The following is a 17,562-nucleotide window of genomic DNA, read 5'->3' on the forward strand; positions in this document are numbered from 1 at the left end:
ATCTAAATTAGAGAAATCCGGCACCTCATGGCGATTACCGGCTGGACCCTGGCTCAGGTCGAACACGCCACAGACGAGGTAATGACGCAGTGGGAGGAGCGCTCACGACATAAATGAAAGAGCGACTATAGCTGGTTGACGCGGACACATGGCTTCGTACTTGATAAGGCAAGTGCCGCGAGGGCGGAGACCGCAAACTTCGAGCTGATTGCCGTCGCCCGTCAAGGCGCGGAGGAAGCTGAACAATCCTATGTCGATGCAATTCTTAAGGCTCGTCCGTGCCCCGCATCGGGACCAGAACGTAATCCGAAACGGCCAGTGATCGGTATGCTCAAATCCCTGTTCCGGTAAAAAAAACGGCTCAGGTCCTTCCCGGCGTATGAACGCGGAAATTGCGATCTCAGTCCGAATGTCGAACATGAGACAATGTTATAAGCGTCCTCAGTAATCCGCGATGTCGCGTGTGGCCGGTGAAAGGCGTGCAGACCTGACTCATCTCGCTAGTTGGGAACGTCCGTTGTCGGGCGGGGTGTCACTCCCTAGGGGAGTCGAACGCCGCTCTAACCTGAATCTTCGCTTCCGTAAGGAAAGACTGAGTTCGACAAAGACGGGGTGCCGTTGGCGAACGGTAGAAAGCGCGGGCTTGTGGACCTTGGCTGTTCCGTTACCGACGATCTCTCCCTACATTCATCGCCAATGTCGAAAACCAGACCCTCCACGCCCAAGGTGAAAGCGCCGCGAATGCTTGCGACTGGCGGCGGCAATGCGACTGCGTCCGGCGTGAACTTCCAGCAGAGCCTTGGTGGGCTGTTCGGGCTCTGGATGCTGACTGAGACGCCGATCGACCCGCGCCTTCAACTCGGCAGCGCCATCGTCACCAGCATTCGCATGGAAACCGAGGCGCCGCTGGACGACACCTTCGCCGCGACGAGCGACGGCGGTATCATTTGTGGCCAAGCCAAGAACACCCTCTCTCTGTCCGAGATCCTCGAAAGCGAGTTCGGAAAGACGGTCGATCAGATCGTGCGTCAGTTCCGGCTCTGCCATGACGGTACAGGCGACCTCGGATGGAACCGGCCGCTCGACCCGTCCAAGGACCGATTGCTGATCGCTGTCGGACCCGGCTCGCCGGCGACCACCCGCGTCAACTTGGCGAAGGGCCTGGAGGCCCGACGGCAGCCCGGCGCACCGGTGCTCACGGCTGGCGAGACCAAGGCGGTCGCGCAGTTCGACACCTGCGTCCGCCTCGCCTGGGCCATCGCCGCGCCGGGCGAACCGCTGACTGAAGATGTCCTGCTTTCGATTTCGCGCCTCACCTACGTCTATACGATCGACCCTGAAGGTTCCGACCGAACCGCTTGGGCCGCCGCCTTGGGGTCAGTCCTGAAGGTGCCGGCAGACGCCCCGGCGGTTATCAACTTGCTGGAGCGGGTCGCAGGAGACCTGATGGCTGCGCGCGGCGGCCGAACCCTTCACGCACTCCGCACCGACTTGATGGCCCGCGGCGCCCAGCTCGCGGCTCGGCCCGACTATCGCAAAGATATCGCAGCGCTTACGGCCTACTCGCTGCAAACCGAACAGACCTTAGCCGGTTTGGAGGTCGTTGAAGCCGAGACGGGTATGCCCGTCGGCATTGCTCGCCACTGCCAGGCTGCGATCAATGCGGCGGCACTCAGCGGCGACCTGCTGCTGATCGGCGAGCCCGGCGCTGGCAAAAGCGCGGTGATCAACGCCCTCGGGCGTGCCCTTCGTGCGAAGGGCAACGACGTAGTCCAGATGGCGGTCGACCGGTTCTCGGTCGAGTCGCTGGAAGGCCTGTCTCGCGCCCTCGGTCTGGACCATGATCTGCCGGCGGTGCTGGGTGCGTGGGACGGGCCGGAACCCGCCTTCCTCTTGATCGACGCGCTGGACGCGAGTCGCGGCGGATCGGGCGAGGCGGCGTTCAAACGGCTCGTCGAGTCCGTCGTGGAACTGGGCGGGCGATGGACCGTGATCGCCTCCATTCGGACATTCGATCTGCGGCTGGGACAGAATTTCCGAAGCCTCTTCAGGGGAAACCCCCCTGACAGAGCCCTCCAAGGTGACGGGTTCGCCAACGTGCGGCACGTTCAGGTGCCGCCCTGGTCGGAGAGCGAATTCGCGGAATTGCTCGCCAGAGCACCGCGGCTGGCGGACATGCTCCAGAACAGCACCGCCAAGCTGCGGGAGCTGGCCATGGTGCCGTTCAACACCCGCCTTCTCGCCGATCTGGTCGCGACCGGCGCCGTCAGCCAGGACTTCTGGGCCATCGACTCCCAGATCGCGCTGCTGAACCTCTATTGGGACCGCCGCGTGCGGGACCACGGGGTCGCAGCCGAGGTTTGCCTGCGTTCGGTCGTCGAAGACATGGTCGCCAACCGCGCCTTGCGGGCTCAGCGGGTTAAGGTGGCCGCCGCCAACCCCGCCATCCTGGACACCTTGACCGGCGAGGGCGTGCTGGTCGTCACCAACGGCGAGCGATCCGTCCAATTCCGGCACCATCTTCTGTTTGACTACGTCGCCAGTCGCGTGTTCCTCGACCCCGATGGCATCGTTGACGGCAGCGCGGCCTTCCCCAAGGCGGAAGGGCTTGGTCTCGTCCTCGCCCCGGCCATGGGCTTTCTGGTTCAGTCACTCTGGGCTGAAGACGCCGATCACAATCGGTTCTGGACCGCGGTCGGCAACCTCTTGGGCCGCGCGGACTGCGATCCGGTGATCCGCAGCATCGCCGCTCGAATGGCGGCCGAACTGCCAACGACCACCGACGACATCGATGCCTTCGCAAAAGCGATCGGCGCGGAGGTGCCCCCCGCCGTCGCCGCCCTTCCCCACGTCGCCGGCGCCATGGCGGTTCGGCTTGAGGATGAACCCGGGATTCCCCTGGCGCCGTGGGTTCATCTCCAGCTTCAGCTGTCAAGGAGGCCAGGGTCAAACGCCGGCGTGCTGCGAATGACGGCGTACATGCTGACCGAGCGCGTTCAAGATCCGGCCTTGCGCGCCGATATGGGATCGGCGGTCAGGGCGCTCCTAGCCCACGGCTACACCTTGGACGACACGCAAAGCTTGGCCACCCCCGCGATCGGCTTCGTGGCTGATACCATCGCGACAGACGTGGACGCATCCGTGGCCTTGCTGCGTGCGGCGCTGACCGATGATCGCTTCGACAGATTTGCGCCCCAGGAACTGCCCGCGCTAGCGTGGAAGATCGACGCCATCGCCAAGGCCTCACCGGCATTCGCGGCGGAAATCTACGAGAGCGCCTTCGCGCGCCAGGTGAGCGACGACCGTAAAACCTCCATGGTCAGTGGTCGAATTCTCAACCTGACCTCCAACGCCCGGCAGGACTTCGAGTCATCGCGGTGGTCACTTAAGGAATACTTCCCTCGGTTCCTAGACGCATCGCCGGTCGCGGCGACCCAAGCTTTGCTGGTAGCGCTCGCTGGTTACGTTGCGCGCGAACATTCCCGTTCAGAAGGGGTGAACCCGCTCCAAGTCACTGTCGCTGGTGATGTGGTGCATCTCCAGCAGGACCTCAGTTACATCTGGGCCCATGAGGTCCACCCTCAACACGCCCACGACGCCGACGCCCTGTTGTCGCAATTCGAGACCTGGCTCGAGACCGGCGACGAGGCGGTGATTTTGGCGTCGGTCGAACATGCTGTGCGCGAAGGCAGTCTCGCCGTCATGTGGTCGCGACTCTTCATGGCGGCTGCGGCCAGGGGCGGCGCCCTGGCTGAACTGCTACTTCCGTATGCAGCGCGACCCGAGTTCTTGATCACACCCGACACGCGCAAGGACTCCATCGACCTCTTGGCGGCTCAATATGATGGGCAATCGGTCGAAGCGCGCGAAGCGCTTGAAGGCGAACTCATCGATCACCCCTTCGACGATTTTCTCCACCCGAAGGCCGCGAAAGAGGAGTTTCTCCGGCGTCTCTTCGCCACCATCGGCGCTGAGCGCCTGGCGACTCAAGCAGCCCGCGACATCCTGGCCGCGGCTCCTGAGACCGAGATTACCAACAACCGGCTCTACAACGTCGAGGTGAGCTGGGGCAAGGCCGACGACGATTTCTACTGGCTCAGCCAGGAGAACAAGGCGAACCCAATCGTACGCGAGACCGGCGCAGAGCTTGACCGGGCTCGCCGCGCACTGGGCTTGGAAGGCGACCGCAAAGGTCCCGTCGAGTCCGTGACCGAAGCACTCGCAGCGCTGACGGCGCTCAAGGCCCGCTTGGACAGCGGCGCCATCCCGGACGACTCCCTAGTGGACCGAGCGGAGGGCACGTTCGCGGAAGGCGTTCATAAGGTGGTCAACTCCAGCCACGTGCCGGCTGACACGTCGGCGGAGTTGATCGACCAACTCCTGAGCTGGATCGAGTATGCCAGCCACCTCAAAAATCCGGAGGCCGAGGACGATACCGAGGCCAAGTTCGAGGAGTTCCCGAGTTGGGGTTCGCCGTCGGCGAGGCTTGAGGCGGCGGAAGCGGCGCTCGACCTTTGCCTGAAACGGCCTGAGGTTTACCCAGCGCTGGAGCCGTTGATCGACCGCGTCTTGGCCGATCCCCATCCCGCCGTTCGCTTGAACGCCGCCCTTCATTTGATCCGTATCTGGGAGATGGATCGCGCGGGATTCTGGGCGCGAGCGACCCGTCTGGTCAAGGTCGAGGAAAATCGGAGCGTTCTGGATAGCTACGTCTGCAACTGCTTGAGCAACATCCAATGGTATGACGCAGCGCGACCAGTTGCCGACCTCATCATGATTTTGATTGAGCGGTGCCCGGCAAGCGACCAGCGCAACGCGACGATCCGCGGACATTTGGTTCAGATGACACTGCAGTTTTGGCTGCGGTTCGGCTTCACGGACGCCGAGGAGCATGTCCGAGGCTGGTTTGCACGGACGGTCGACAACGTCGAAGAGGTCCGCGATGCGATCCAGTGGATGCGGGCGGCCTACACGGCCGGCTTGCGGGGCCCGGAGGATCCAGACCCGGCTCGAGATCGAGCGACGGCCATCGAGTTGACCATCCACGCGGTTTCTCAGGCGGGCGGCGTTCTGACCCACTATGCCACGCTCTCAGCTCCCACAGAGGCGGAGATTGCGCGCGCCCGGAGCGCAATGCAGATCATCGATACCGTCTGCCAGCAGCTCTACTTCAGCTCGGGCGCGTTCCAACATGGGGGCCGGAACCTTCCACCGATGACAGTGGAAGGCTCCGCTGTTTTCCTTCACGAGACGGCGCCCATCCTGCGCCAGCTCGGCGAGCACGGCGGGCCGCACACGGTCTACTATCTGATCCAGTTGTTGGAGCACCTGGTCGAAGCCGATCCCGCCGGCGTGTTCGATCTCATCGCCTTCGCTGTTCTCAAGGGCGGACAGCAAACCGGCTACCAATTCGAGAGCTTGGCGGCCGACCTCATGGTGAAGCTGGTCGGGCGCTACCTCGCCGACCACATGGAAATCTTCGACGATCCGCAACGCCGAACCGCGCTCGTTGACACGCTGGAAGTGTTCACTGCGGCCGGCTGGCCGTCAATCCGTCGGCTCTTCTATCGGCTTCCAGAGCTGCTGCAGTAGACGATTATCGTTCATCACACTGCGCTGAGATCGGGATAACGACCACACACATTGTGCGGCCCTAGTCGCGGGCTCGAATGGCGCGAATGTCCGGTTAGCGGCTTAGTCCCAAAGACCGCTTCTGGCACTGCGCAGCACTTGCGCGGAGGTAAGGGAGCGGAGCATAAGCGTGGCCTTGACAGGCCATCGAATCAAAATGAGACCCCTCTTTCTCCATGGTATTTTGCGTGGTATCGACAGGATCGATTGGAACAAGTGATTGAGTTAAATCACTATTTAATGCAGAAAGATAATCGAGTGGGAGTGACGCGATGCGTTGGGGCCAGCCTGATCCGTGCACCTTCACTGGGCCACTTTCGGATATTGGAGACACCTGTGCCAAGCGGCCTTCCGCCAACTTGACGAAGTACACTACGCTCCAATGCGCCTTGCGTCCGCGGTCGCTCGTGGCTCTTGTGGACTGCCCCCAGGGCGAGAGAGAGCAAGGGATCACCCGTCCACCACGCTGAATTGGCCGCTGTCCGAAGGATAACGGTCATTTAACCGCCCCAGGCACGAGCAGAACGACGGTCTCCTTCTGGCCGAAGGCGAACTCTAGTTGCGGCCCGCTTCCAACCCGAAGCGGAAGTTCGGCCGACAAAAGCCAAAGGCTGCTTCGCAGCGGGAGCTGCCGTTCATGCGCCGTCAGCGAACTGGAAGTCCCTGCCACTTGAAGTCACTGGCCACCGGTAGTTCTCGGGCATCTCCCTTGGCCACCGATACGCCGGTGTCGGCCTGGAGGTCGCTGGGCCGGTACCCGAAAGCAGGCGTCAATCGGTGGGGCGCCGGACAGTGCAAATGCTACGCTGACATAACTTGGCCCAGCCAAGGCCACTTAAGCTGCTGCTGCACTTTCATTTGCTCTCCTTTTCTGTATTTTTACAAGAGATGTATATTTGGCTCCGGCTCAACTACGGTAACTGGATGGATATTCAGAATAGCGCATCCCCGGAAGCTGGCATTCGCGGCGCGATCCCGCCGAGGTGGGCGGTTCGGAGGTGGAGCCTTCCTGACCTATCTGGCCTTTGAACGCTCCTTGGCCCTCGGGCTGCCCCGGTTGCAGGTTCGTCGTGCAGTGACATGATTGCAGGAAGGAGTGCCACAGGCACAGCATCAGAAACAATCAGATAAGTGATGACCATGGCGAAGGATGTGGAGACCTCAGCGAGCCCTCGAGAGATCATCGAGAAGATTCGTCGAGTCGAGTTCGGCATCGGTGCAGACTTGCAAGGTGACGGTGAGGTTGTCGTCGAAGCTCTTGTTCGCAAGTACCGCAGCCTGCTGGAGACCGTCGCGCAGGACCTTAATTCGAAGGAATCACACTTCCTCCTCGAGTTGGTCCAGAACGCTGATGACAACGAGTACGCGGAAGGCGTCGCTCCGACGCTGGCGTTTCGGCTGACGCCAGAGGAACTGGTTGCCTTCAACAATGAGCTTGGGTTCTTGGAGAAGAACGTCCGGGCGCTGTGCAGCGCAGGGGAAAGCTCGAAGAAAAACAAGATCGGCTACATAGGCGAAAAGGGTATCGGCTTCAAGTCGGTCTTCAAGGTCACTGACAGTCCGGAAATCCACTCCAACGGGTACCACTTCAAGTTCGACATCACCAACCCTGAGGACTCGCTGGGCTACGTCGTTCCTCATTGGGTGTCAGACCGCGCAGATGCCAATCAAGGGGGGACAACCGTCGTTCTTCCCGCGAGACCGGGCCACCTATTCGCTCCTACCCTGTTGAGCGATATCAGCCCAACCCTGCTGTTGTTTCTGACAAAACTTCGTGATGTGCAGATTGAACGGAGCGGCGGAAGCTCCCGATTCACCAGAGATGACGTTGACTCCGTAAGCACGCTGACGGTGACGACTAATACCCGGGGCGGTCACGAAAGCTCAGAAGTCACGACGTATTTGCGCACCAGGTTCGGTCTTGATATGTCGAAAATCGTCGAGCCGAAGCGCGAGAACGTCGCGCAAACGGAAATCGTCCTCGCATTTCCGATGGACGAGGATGGTGCGGCGCAACCGGCCGAGGGCTGCCAGACCTACGCCTTTCTCCCGATTCGTGAGTTCGGCTTCAAGTTCTACATCCAGGCCGACTTCGTCCTCATATCGAGCCGCGAGGGCATACACGAGGAGCTGGCCTGGAATGTCCGGCTGCGAGACGAGATTTCCCGTGCCTTTGTCGCAGCGGTCAAGATGTTCAAAACGCACCCAGGCCTGGCAAAGACCTTCCTACGATTCCTTCCTGGGGATCGTGATGTCGTTGACCCCTTCTTTGCGCCGGTGGTCGAGCAGACGATTCGGGCATTGAAGGGCATCCATTGCATCCCCGTTGAAGGTGGTGAGTGGAGGAAGCCTGGGGAGGTTTTGCTTGTCCCAGGGCCCTTCAGGAAGCTGTTCACCTCCGCTGATGCCGCAGCGCTGTTCGGCGGTGCCTACCCATTGCCAGAAGTCGCGGTTCCGGACGGCGGACTGGCGCGCCTATCCTGTCGCAGTCTTTTGGTTGAGGACGTCCTTGGACTCTTCGAAACGAGAGGTGAATGGCTGGCCGCCAAGGATCTGGAGTGGAAGGTTCGCTTTTACGAATACTTGGCCAAGTCTGGCTCGCGGAAGGACTACCTCGCGGGCATGCTCAAGCTGCCCTGCGTGCCAGTGTCAGGTGGTGGCATGGCAAACCCGGAAGACGGCGTCGTCTTCTTCCCGCTTAACGCTGATTCGAACTACGGCTTCGAGCACATGCTGACCGTCGTTGACCAGGCGTTCTATGCGCGGGCCAGGGAGGTGGCTCCGGATGTCTTGACGCTTCTTCGCGACCTTGGCGTCAAGCACGATGAACCGTATGAAATGATCCAAGAGCACGTCATCCCGCACCACACTGTGGACGGATTTAAGGTGGCGGATAGAGTGTCTCTGATCGGGCACATCAGGTACATCAGAGACAAGCTCGACCTTTACCTAGCCAAATGGCGTGAGCGAGGCCTGGAGACAGACGCCTTGCAGGAGCTTCGAGAAGGGTTGTACCTCGCGAGCAAGCGAGAGGAAAGCGGCACGCTGTACTTCGACAGACCAGGCGGTCTATACATCAGCAAGACATACAGGCCGAGCTTCGACATCGAGACTCTGCTTGGTGAGAGTATTGCCCCGGCACTGCTGATTTCTGACGTGTATGTCGTCAAACCAACCGATGCTGCAGACGCTGAAGCTGAGCTCAAGGACATAGAACGTTGGCGCACCTTCTTTGCGCGCCTCGGCGTACACCAGGTGCCAAAGGTCGTTCGTGAGCAGTCTGGCGAAGTTTCCTGCAGCGTGGAGCTCAGTGCGCTTCTTCGATCCGGTAATCAGGGCGTTCGGCGGCTCACGCTTGAGTGCTTGAGCAAGAACTGGGGCGTGTACGGCATCCCGACTTCTTATGCGACGAGGAACGGACGGGGCTTGCAGAAGACTCAGGTCGTCCGAGCGCTGCGGGCGACGATCGCTCCGACCAAGCGGCGCGTTTCTGCTCCATTGGAGCAAACCTACCATGACAGGCCAGACATTCGAGAGGTTCTCACCGGCAACGTGGTGTTTGTGGATGCAACCTTCACGGACGATCGGTTCCTAGACGCATGCGGCATCACGTACAAGGTCAATGCTGAGGCTTGCCTGAAGCGACTGCGTCAGATACGTGAAGAGGGCGGTTCGAACCGGGAGGCTGTCCGAGCGATCTACCGACAACTTGAGCGGCTGTGGAGCTCTGACCATTCCACTATCGAAGCAGCCTTCAGAGCAGAGCGCTTGATCGCTGTGGGGCGCGGCGAAGACACGACCTGGGTGCTTCCGAGCGAAGCCTGCTGGAGGCCCAGCAATATCCGACTGCTGGACAGGCGACATCCACCGCTAAGCGGCCAGTACGTCGACTTCTCGAACTTCTTCACCAAGCTTCTCAACGTCCCGTCCGAGCTGGCCATTGAGAAATGGCTGGACGCCATCGGGGACCTCGAATCCATCGAGTCCGCGAGCGATCGGCAGGCCACGGTGGTGGCGATCTACCGTCGCTTGCACCAAGCCCTCGCTACCCTAGCCGTTGCGAACCCTCCGGTCTTCCCGCCTTTGTGGATTTCTCGTCTCAAGGATGAAGAGATCTACCTTACCCAGGCAGGAGACCTGGTCGAGAGCTCGCCGACGCTGTACTTCAACGACGCGCCGCAGTACGCGGCGCTTTTTCAGGACGCCCCTGAGGTGCAGTTCCTAGCGGTGGTTCCCGAGCAGCTCCCAGCCATATCGCAGTTGCTCGGCAAGGCCGGTATCCGTACGCTTACCGCGGCGCTGAAGGTCGAAGTCTCGGATGACGTCCAGGGCGTGCGCGACGAGCAGCTGATGCTCAAGGTTCGAAGCATGTTCATGTGCATCGTTCGAGTCGTCTATGGGCAGAGCATTGAGCGATTTCACACCGCCATAAAAGCCAAGCTCTTTGAGACCCTGCGGGACCTTGAGATCCTTATCGTGCCGGGGCTGGTATTGGATTTGACGCTTGGTACGGCTTCTCGCGAAACCGTCGGCGCGGTTGCCAGACGCGGGACGGAGCTCTTGCTCGATGCCGAGGCCCCATCGCGCTTGGACCATGTCGCCATTGAGGTCCGAAAACTGCTACGCCTCCCGGCGGCTTCAGTGGACATCATCAGCCGCCTCCTCATCTCACCGACGGTTCGAGAAGCCGAAGCCTACCTTCAGCTGCGGCAGATAAGTTCGCTTCCGCCAGAAGAGGCTCTAGCCCTTTCGCGGGCGCTTGGCCTCGCAGAACCTGAACCGGAGCCAGCACCTGACTTGGAGCAGGAAGCTGTGCACGTGCGGGCGAGCGAATCATCGGCGCCGCCGGCTCCTATGGCGGCGCAGGCTGAACACGTCGTGGAGCCAGGACCAAGCCCGACCGTAGCGACTTTCCCTGTGTTCGTTCCACTGACTGCTGAGGTGCAGCCTACGTCGCCCACTCCGACTCTCGTGCCGCCGCCGGAGCTTGAGGAGGCTGCGACGACTGTGCGTGGTCCGACTCCCTGGCCGGCCTGGTCGGGTGCGCCGCTGCCAATGGGAGGTGGTCTTCAAGGGGAGACCGAGTGGAGCAGGCCCTCTGGCGTTCCGCCGGCATCGCCTCCAACACTCGGCGACTTTCGGCCAGCAGGGCCGCAGCAAACCGAAGCTCCAGGAGATGCAAGCGCCGGTGCCGTCCCTGGCGTGTTCGCGCCGGCTCGTATCGGTTGGGGACTGCATGTTGGATTGCCGCGTGCACGTCGTAGCTCGCGAGGCTCTGGATCCGGGAGAAGCGGGCGCGGGCGTCTTCTGAGCTACGCGGAGAGGCCGGACCAGACTGTCCCGCCAGCAGCTCCACTTGAGGCGGTAGACCCAGACGCTGCCGCTAGAAATCGTGCGGTCGAACTGGCTGCCGTGAAGCTCTTCATGGACCAGGCCGCTTCGCAGTGGAGATCGGCGGAGATCATGCCGCCTAACAACCCCGGCTACGACATCAGCGCCATTGCGATGGATGGCCGTGAGGAGTTCATTGAAGTCAAAGGGCAGGGCGGAGCCTGGACGGAGGAAGGTGTCGCACTGACACCCACGGAGTTGGCAAAGGCGCATGCTGCGAAGGATCGCTACTGGCTTTGCGTGGTTGAGTTTGCTACCGATCAGAACCGTCGGCGGCTGTCGCTCGTCCAGAACCCGTTCGGCCTGACAACGCAGTTCCGCTTCGACAGCGGTTGGAAGGCGATGGCGAAGACTATCGCCGCAAGGCCTCAGCGTCCGGAAGCGGGCATGTTTGTAGACCTCCCCGGCGACGGACGGGCACGTATTGCCAAGGTCAAGGGTAGCGGGCAGTTCTGCAAGTTGCACGTTGAGTTCGAGGACGGTCGCCAGTCCTTCAGCAAGATCTTCAATCCAGCAACGATGACGTTGAGCTACGAGTAGCCATGGCACGAATGATTCCAACCCTGACCGAGGAGCAACTGCGGGGCTTGAAGTCGCAGGCCGAGGCACGGTTCTATGAGGAATGTCGCAGGCAGTTGCCTGAAGACGTTCTGGTCATCTACTCGGCAAACTGGGTGTTCCGCAACGGCAAGGACTGGCTCCTTGAAGGCGAAGCTGATTTCGTGATTGCTGTGCCGCAGTCAGGCGTATTCGCAATCGAAGTAAAGGGCGGCGGGGTTTCCTTCGACGCCCCGACGGGACGGTGGCAGTCTATCGACCGCCACGGGGATAGGCACGACATCAAAGACCCGTTTCGCCAAGCCAGCGGTGAGCGCCATGCGATTAAAGACCAGCTTCTTGGGCACGTCCTTTGGCGGCGTTGGAGAGGGACGCGGCTGACGCTCGGGCATGCGGTCGTGCTCCCTGATATTCATGATGTGCGCCCTTTATTAGCCCCGGATCGCCAGCGCCCAACCATCGCCGTGACCGCTGACGTCCTTGCTCTGGAACCCTGGCTCGACCAGTTGCTGGCTTTTTGGACGCAACCCAACGATGACCCGCTTGGGAGGCAAGGTGTCCAGCTTGTCGAGGAGATCTACTCCAGTTCGGTAGAGGTGCGGCCGGCCCTTCGAGCTGTTCTAGACGCGGCTGAGCAGACCCGTATCCGCCTTACAACCAACCAGGCGAAGGTGCTTCGGGTCTTGGGCGGACGCAAGCGAGCTGTCATCTCGGGCGGCGCAGGCACCGGCAAGACACTAATCGCTGTGCACAAGGCTCGTCTGCTTGCCGAGACGGTGGAGAACGTACTACTGCTTTGCTACAACCGGCCGCTGGCCGTTGCGTTGGCCCAGGGGCTGGCCGATCAGCCCCGAGTCACAGTCTTGAACTTCCACCAGTTGTGCGACAGGCGCATAGGTGAAGCGCGCCGGGCAGGAAGGGATGTGATGGCTGAAGCCATTGAGGCCTTTCCGGGGTCATCTCAAAAGTACGCCTTTGAAGTCCAGATGCCCTACGCGCTCGCCTTGGCGAATGAATTGCTGGGTGGGGCGTTCGACGCGATCGTCATTGACGAGGCTCAAGACTTCAGCGATGACTACTGGTTCGCTCTGGAAGAGCTGCTCAATGACGAAGAGGAAGGCGCGCTTTACCTCTTCCTGGACGAGAACCAGGCGCTTTATCGCAAGCACGCCAACCTTCCCGTTGCAGATGAGCCCTTTCCGCTGCTTGCGAACTGCCGAAACACCGTCCCAATCCATCGGATGGGCTACGCCTTCTACAAAGGCGAGGCCATCGATGATCCTGACTTGCCCGGTGACGATGTCCTACGGGCGGCGGTCGAAGGCGATTCTCAACAGGCTGTTGCCATCGCCAACATCGTTCGACAGCTTCTTACCGAAGCTGTGTCGCCGGAGGACATCGCGGTTCTCTTAGCGAAGCGTCCAAAGGTGCACCTTTACGACCTGCTTCAAAAGCAAAAACTTCCAGCAGCGACCTGGTCCGTCGAGGTCCCGGGTCAGCGTCGTGCCGTGCTTATCGACACGGTGGGGCGCTTCAAAGGGCTCGAAGCGTCGGTTGTCATCTTGTGGGTCGGGGAGGAGCTCGTCAACGAAGGGCTGCTGGAGTACTTCTACGTTGGCGTGACGCGGGCAAAAACGTTGCTCTATCTGGTTGGATCGTCCGGTGCACTGTCGGCTTTCCGGTGAGCATCACAGGGCTTAGTGGTCGAGTGTTGGTCAAACATGTACCTAAAACAGCTTCACATCCAGAGTTTCACGAGCTTCTACGAGCTGTGTCTTCAGTTCAAGAACGGTTGAGCGCACGGCCAAATAGGATGGTAGCCGACGCACTACGTAGGTCGGTCCTCTGTCACCACGAGGCCATCCTGAACGACTCGAAACGGGCACCGAATCCTTCGAAGCCCACGACTGCAACGGGGCGGTTGCGATCTGTCGCTGACTGCTCGCGAGCGTCAGCCCACAGCCTGTACCTTCCGTTCGTGATCTCACGGCGAACGGCTGCTTCTGGCCGAAGACAGTCATCGTGGGGGGATCCCTCCGGCCACTTTCTTGGGCGGGAAAAGAAGACGCCCCGAATGGTTTGGGACTATTCAGACCTAGTCATGTCACCTGCATTCTATCCGGGAGAGATTTCTCTAGGGCGGCGACAGTAGCTTAGGTCAAAGGAGTTGCGTCGGTGAATGTGGCTCCGCAGATTGTATTGGGGACCGATGGGACGGTCCGTCGTACCTCGGCGATGTGGCGAGCGTTAGTCCGCCGAAATTGCGATCAATTGCATTGCACGCATCGCTCTGGGGACTGGGCATATGGCAGCCGCATCATCATGAGTAGCTGCATGTTCGAGGTGTTGCACAGGGACATTAGAGTGTGCAAACATGTCAACAGCGCAATAGCTGGTGCGTCCAGGTACGGACAATAGCGTTGCCCCCACGCAGGTGGTTCCGCCCGGAGCGGGTAATGAGACCCAGACTACGGAGCCCCAACTCGTTGGGGCTTTCGCTTTTTTAGAGGCGTATGTGAACACCGCGCCCCGATCGTCGTGGCGTTGAGGCTCTGCGTCCCTGTGCGCCATCCGTGAGGGGGTATTCATCATGATGACCGGGGCAACTAAGCATGGCCTAGTTTTGCGATCCATATAACCCCTTTCCAAGGCGAATGGCATTGCTCAATAGATCGCCGGCGGTAGGGCGTTTTTTTCGGCTTCTTGGCGCTGACGGGACAGCAGCTATCCGCCTTTCGCCGTCTGGATTGTTGTCCTTCGAATTCACGGGCACCTGCATCAGGGATGCCCTGCGGGCAATTTCCTTCAGTGTGGGATTCTCTGTGTTACTGGTATCAAAGCCTCTTTCCAATCGGGACGGGCCGAGAGGGTTGTGGTACTCGCTCTTTGGGTTTCCGCTAATGACGTAGTCACTGAGTGCCTTGAGTTGGTGGCGGGAAACGGCATAGTCTGAAGATCGGTACGCCTCCTGAACGTGGTCCATTGTGACTTGGCGGATTTTCTTGGAGCCTCGGGAATGCCGGTAGGAGATCTTCAACAGATCCACGACTAAGCGCTTGATGCCACCTGTTAATTGGTGAATGACCTCTTGCTCAGAATGGACGTCGAGATTAATGGTCTCGTCAAGACTCGTGTGGCAGCAACGCAAGAAGGCAATCCAATCGTCCGAGCCCGCTTCATCACGTCCGACTTCTATTGGCCTAGTGAGCAAACGTTGGCGCAGCTGTTCAGGAGAACGACTGAGCGTTCTGACCAGGCTTAGGTTTGCAACGAACAGCAGTGGTATGCCGAATTGCGTGAACTGGAGCAAGATGTTTCGAATGCTGCTGGTGCTGCTTCCACCTACTTTGAACTGCGTTTCATCGATTAGGACGAAGGGGGCTCCGCGGGCATAAGCGCGATGTGGAAAGCAATCGATAGCGTCCTTGAGAGAATGGATCTTCGGATTCTTGACGCCCAGATTGATGTAGTCGTTGAGATAGGCCTTGAGGCCCAAATCTCGTTGGAGAGTCACCTTGATGGGGCCTTTCATGGGGGACGCTAAAAGGCCATCCAGAACCTGAATGCGCGTGTCAGTGAACAAGCGGCAGAACGCATCAATGACCTGACTTTTGCCCACGCCGGCAAGGCCGGTTAGACAGATGGGATTGCTAAACGTCCCGGTCGTAGTCTTCATTGGCGCATGCAGCTTGGATGCATAGCGCTGCTCGCTCTCATAAGCGCTCTCGCAATACACCTTGGCAAGGTCTCGCAAGCGACCTAGGATCGCCACGTCCTGCTTCGTGGGGTAGTAGATCTCAGCTAGCGTGCTACCGACCCTGACTTCAACGTCGGTGGGGCTGGCGGTTGATGCCAGTTCCAGAGGACGCGGCATCCGGTAGCAACGTTGTCGGATCGCCGATTCGGTGCGCAGCGCTTCGAATCGTGCGATCCAAGGAAGAGGTGAGCTGGGCATCAGCGTTCTCCGTGGTACAAATTTCGGTGCTGCGAGCGTTCGGCAGGCGACGCCTTCGGCGTTTTCTCACTTCGTCGCGTGGTCAGGCGAGGTGCTTGATAGGGGCGTCCGAATCGATCCTGCTCATTTTTCATGCCCTGTGCGATGACTGCACTACGGTTCAGGTCCTGCCTTTGACGGTTCCTGCCCCTTCTTTCTTCCAGTTCGATTGCTTCCTTCTCGCTAAGGTTGGAGTCCTCGGGGCCGCCATTGAGAATACTCTCGTTGTCGAGTTGCAATAGCCGCCCGTCTAGCTCTACCCAGATATGACGAAGGCAAAGTGGCAAGTAGTAGGCCTTTAGCTTCCTGACGCGCTTGTCAGGATATGTGGACACAGCCTCTGCCAACTGATGGGACCGATACGTAATGCTCCGGAACTTGGCTCCTGAGCGCGTGAGCGAGATAGTGTCGGAAGGCAGGAATTGGCGAACTGCCTCTGCGAAGGGGACGGGTTGAGCCGCCGTCCTGCCTACCTTGACCAGGTCTGCTGCGAGAGCGGCTGGCGTGGGGCGGACATTCCTCCGGGCGAACGTCGCGTTGTAGCCGGTGTCTTGTAGCTGACTCTCGTTTTGCGTGAGACAGCGCTGGATTTCACTGAACACCAGCTCTGTGACCGTTTTCTCGCTTTTGACGTAGACGTTCGGCTCTTCCATCCGAAGGTCCTTCGGGTGCTTACTCTCGATGAGCGCCTTTGACTGTCCCGAACCCGTAGGGGTGATCTCACACAGCGGAAGGTAGCTTGTTTTTCGGTTTGGACTGAGCATTTCTCGCCGATGGTGAAACGTAGAGCCTGGTCCTCGGTCATTCACAATTTGAAGGGGGAGTCCGTGCCCCACCCATTCCCCTTCTTGAATGTCTATCCCGAAGAGAGAGCAGAAGACTCTTTTATCAATCGCCATCGAAAACAACATCATTCGATACGCATCGGAGTGTTCTCCCCCAAGGGAAAAGCCGATGCCCACGAGCTGAGATGTAGCAACGCACACGCCTCGAACAACGCAGAGCCGGTCAAGCTCCTTGCCGCTGATGTAGCTGCAGGGCTTCTCTAGGCTGTAAAAGCCGTCGCATTCCACGATCTGCATGTGGTCAGTCGTAGTTTCCCGGAAGCTGCCATAGTTCTGTCTCTGGCGTCTTGCACGGTTCTTTCCGTACTTCGCTATGCGGACCTGCGATGCGCCAAACAGCTTATTTACGTGGTACCGATAGGCCGCGAGGGTGGGGACTGGCGTCCCGTCGCCGGCAATGAGTCTGCGATTGCCATCGGCCAGCTCCTTTGTGGAGGCGCCGAAGTGTTTGAGCATTGCCTCGGCATAGATTTTGGATAGTGATTGCCCGTTTCTGGCTAGATTTGTGTATGACTTTTCAATCAGGTCGATGTCCCTTTGGGTCAGGCGCCGAGGCGGTGCCAAGTCGGGATTGCGGGTAAGCCGGCCGTATGGCTTGGAGCCAGGTGTGGACGCACGATCGTAATGGCCAATCCTGCCGAATGCTGGGTAGAGGGACAGCTCTGACCTTCCGAAGCATAAGTACGTCAAAAGCCAATGCCGAACTCGCCGAGGTGTTTGCCCTCGTTCTCTTGCCATCTGATTGAGGGCGAATTCGGGAGCGTCCGCTTGGACGATGGCAGGCCAAGCATCCACATAGTCGACGATGGCAAGCAACCGCTCTTGCGCTCGAAAGATGTTGCTCTTCTTGCTTCCAACGCGGCGCGTGTCGACCTCCCATAGATCGATTCCCTCCAGTCCTTCGAGGTGCGGAGGCATCGAAGGTTGGGACGCTGCGGCGCGGAGCTCTCCGCTGAGGATTCCACGTTCGAAGTCTTGTTGCTCGAGGACGACGAGGTGCGCATCCCATTCCTTTTTGCCGCGCTCAAATATGGCCAAAAGTGCTCGGCGCGCGGCTGTGCTGTTCAGTAGAAAGTAGAAATCGCGATCCGTCGGCAGATCCAGGTATCCATTTGGGGCGATAAGTTTGGTTCCGATTTGCAT

At 59.8% G+C, this 17,562-nt stretch carries 5 protein-coding genes; 3 read left to right on the plus strand and 2 right to left on the minus strand.

The window, feature by feature from the left end; all coding sequences use genetic code 11:
• The first annotated feature begins 741 nt into the window (after window positions 1-741).
• The 3 genes from SB816_RS08360 (at window position 742) to SB816_RS08370 (ending at window position 13,265) form a co-directional block, all read left to right on the plus strand.
• On the plus strand, window positions 742-5,592 hold the full coding sequence (locus SB816_RS08360; protein ID WP_410546785.1) for a hypothetical protein: 4,851 nt from the start codon (window positions 742-744) through the stop codon (window positions 5,590-5,592).
• Between the two features lie 1,173 nt (window positions 5,593-6,765).
• Window positions 6,766-11,562, plus strand: a complete 4,797-nt coding sequence (locus tag SB816_RS08365; RefSeq protein WP_410546786.1) for a sacsin N-terminal ATP-binding-like domain-containing protein — start codon at window positions 6,766-6,768, stop codon at window positions 11,560-11,562.
• A gap of 2 nt (window positions 11,563-11,564) precedes the next feature.
• Window positions 11,565-13,265, plus strand: a complete 1,701-nt coding sequence (locus tag SB816_RS08370) for an ATP-binding domain-containing protein (RefSeq protein WP_410546787.1) — start codon at window positions 11,565-11,567, stop codon at window positions 13,263-13,265.
• A 932-nt stretch (window positions 13,266-14,197) separates the two neighbouring features.
• On the opposite strand, the gene SB816_RS08375 is transcribed toward SB816_RS08370, so the two are convergent.
• Complete coding sequence (locus SB816_RS08375) at window positions 14,198-15,535, minus strand: hypothetical protein (protein WP_410546788.1); 1,338 nt, start codon at window positions 15,533-15,535, stop codon at window positions 14,198-14,200.
• On the minus strand, window positions 15,535-17,562 hold the full coding sequence (locus SB816_RS08380) for a hypothetical protein (protein ID WP_410546789.1): 2,028 nt from the start codon (window positions 17,560-17,562) through the stop codon (window positions 15,535-15,537). Before SB816_RS08380 ends, SB816_RS08375 begins: the two co-directional genes overlap by 1 nt.

Source organism: Achromobacter sp. SIMBA_011 (assembly GCF_046535435.1).
GTDB classification, from domain to species: Bacteria; Pseudomonadota; Gammaproteobacteria; order Burkholderiales; family Burkholderiaceae_B; genus Achromobacter; species Achromobacter dolens.

What these genes read in the sequence shown, in the direction of transcription:
- SB816_RS08360 (WP_410546785.1), top strand. Translation starts at nt 742, where the DNA reads ATGCTTGCGACTGGCGGCGGCAATGCGACTGCGTCCGGCGTGAACTTC.
- SB816_RS08365 (WP_410546786.1), top strand. Translation starts at nt 6,766, where the DNA reads ATGACCATGGCGAAGGATGTGGAGACCTCAGCGAGCCCTCGAGAGATC.
- SB816_RS08370 (WP_410546787.1), top strand. Translation starts at nt 11,565, where the DNA reads ATGGCACGAATGATTCCAACCCTGACCGAGGAGCAACTGCGGGGCTTG.
- SB816_RS08375 (WP_410546788.1), bottom strand. Translation starts at nt 15,535, where the DNA reads ATGCCCAGCTCACCTCTTCCTTGGATCGCACGATTCGAAGCGCTGCGC.
- SB816_RS08380 (WP_410546789.1), bottom strand. Translation starts at nt 17,562, where the DNA reads ATGCAAATCGGAACCAAACTTATCGCCCCAAATGGATACCTGGATCTG.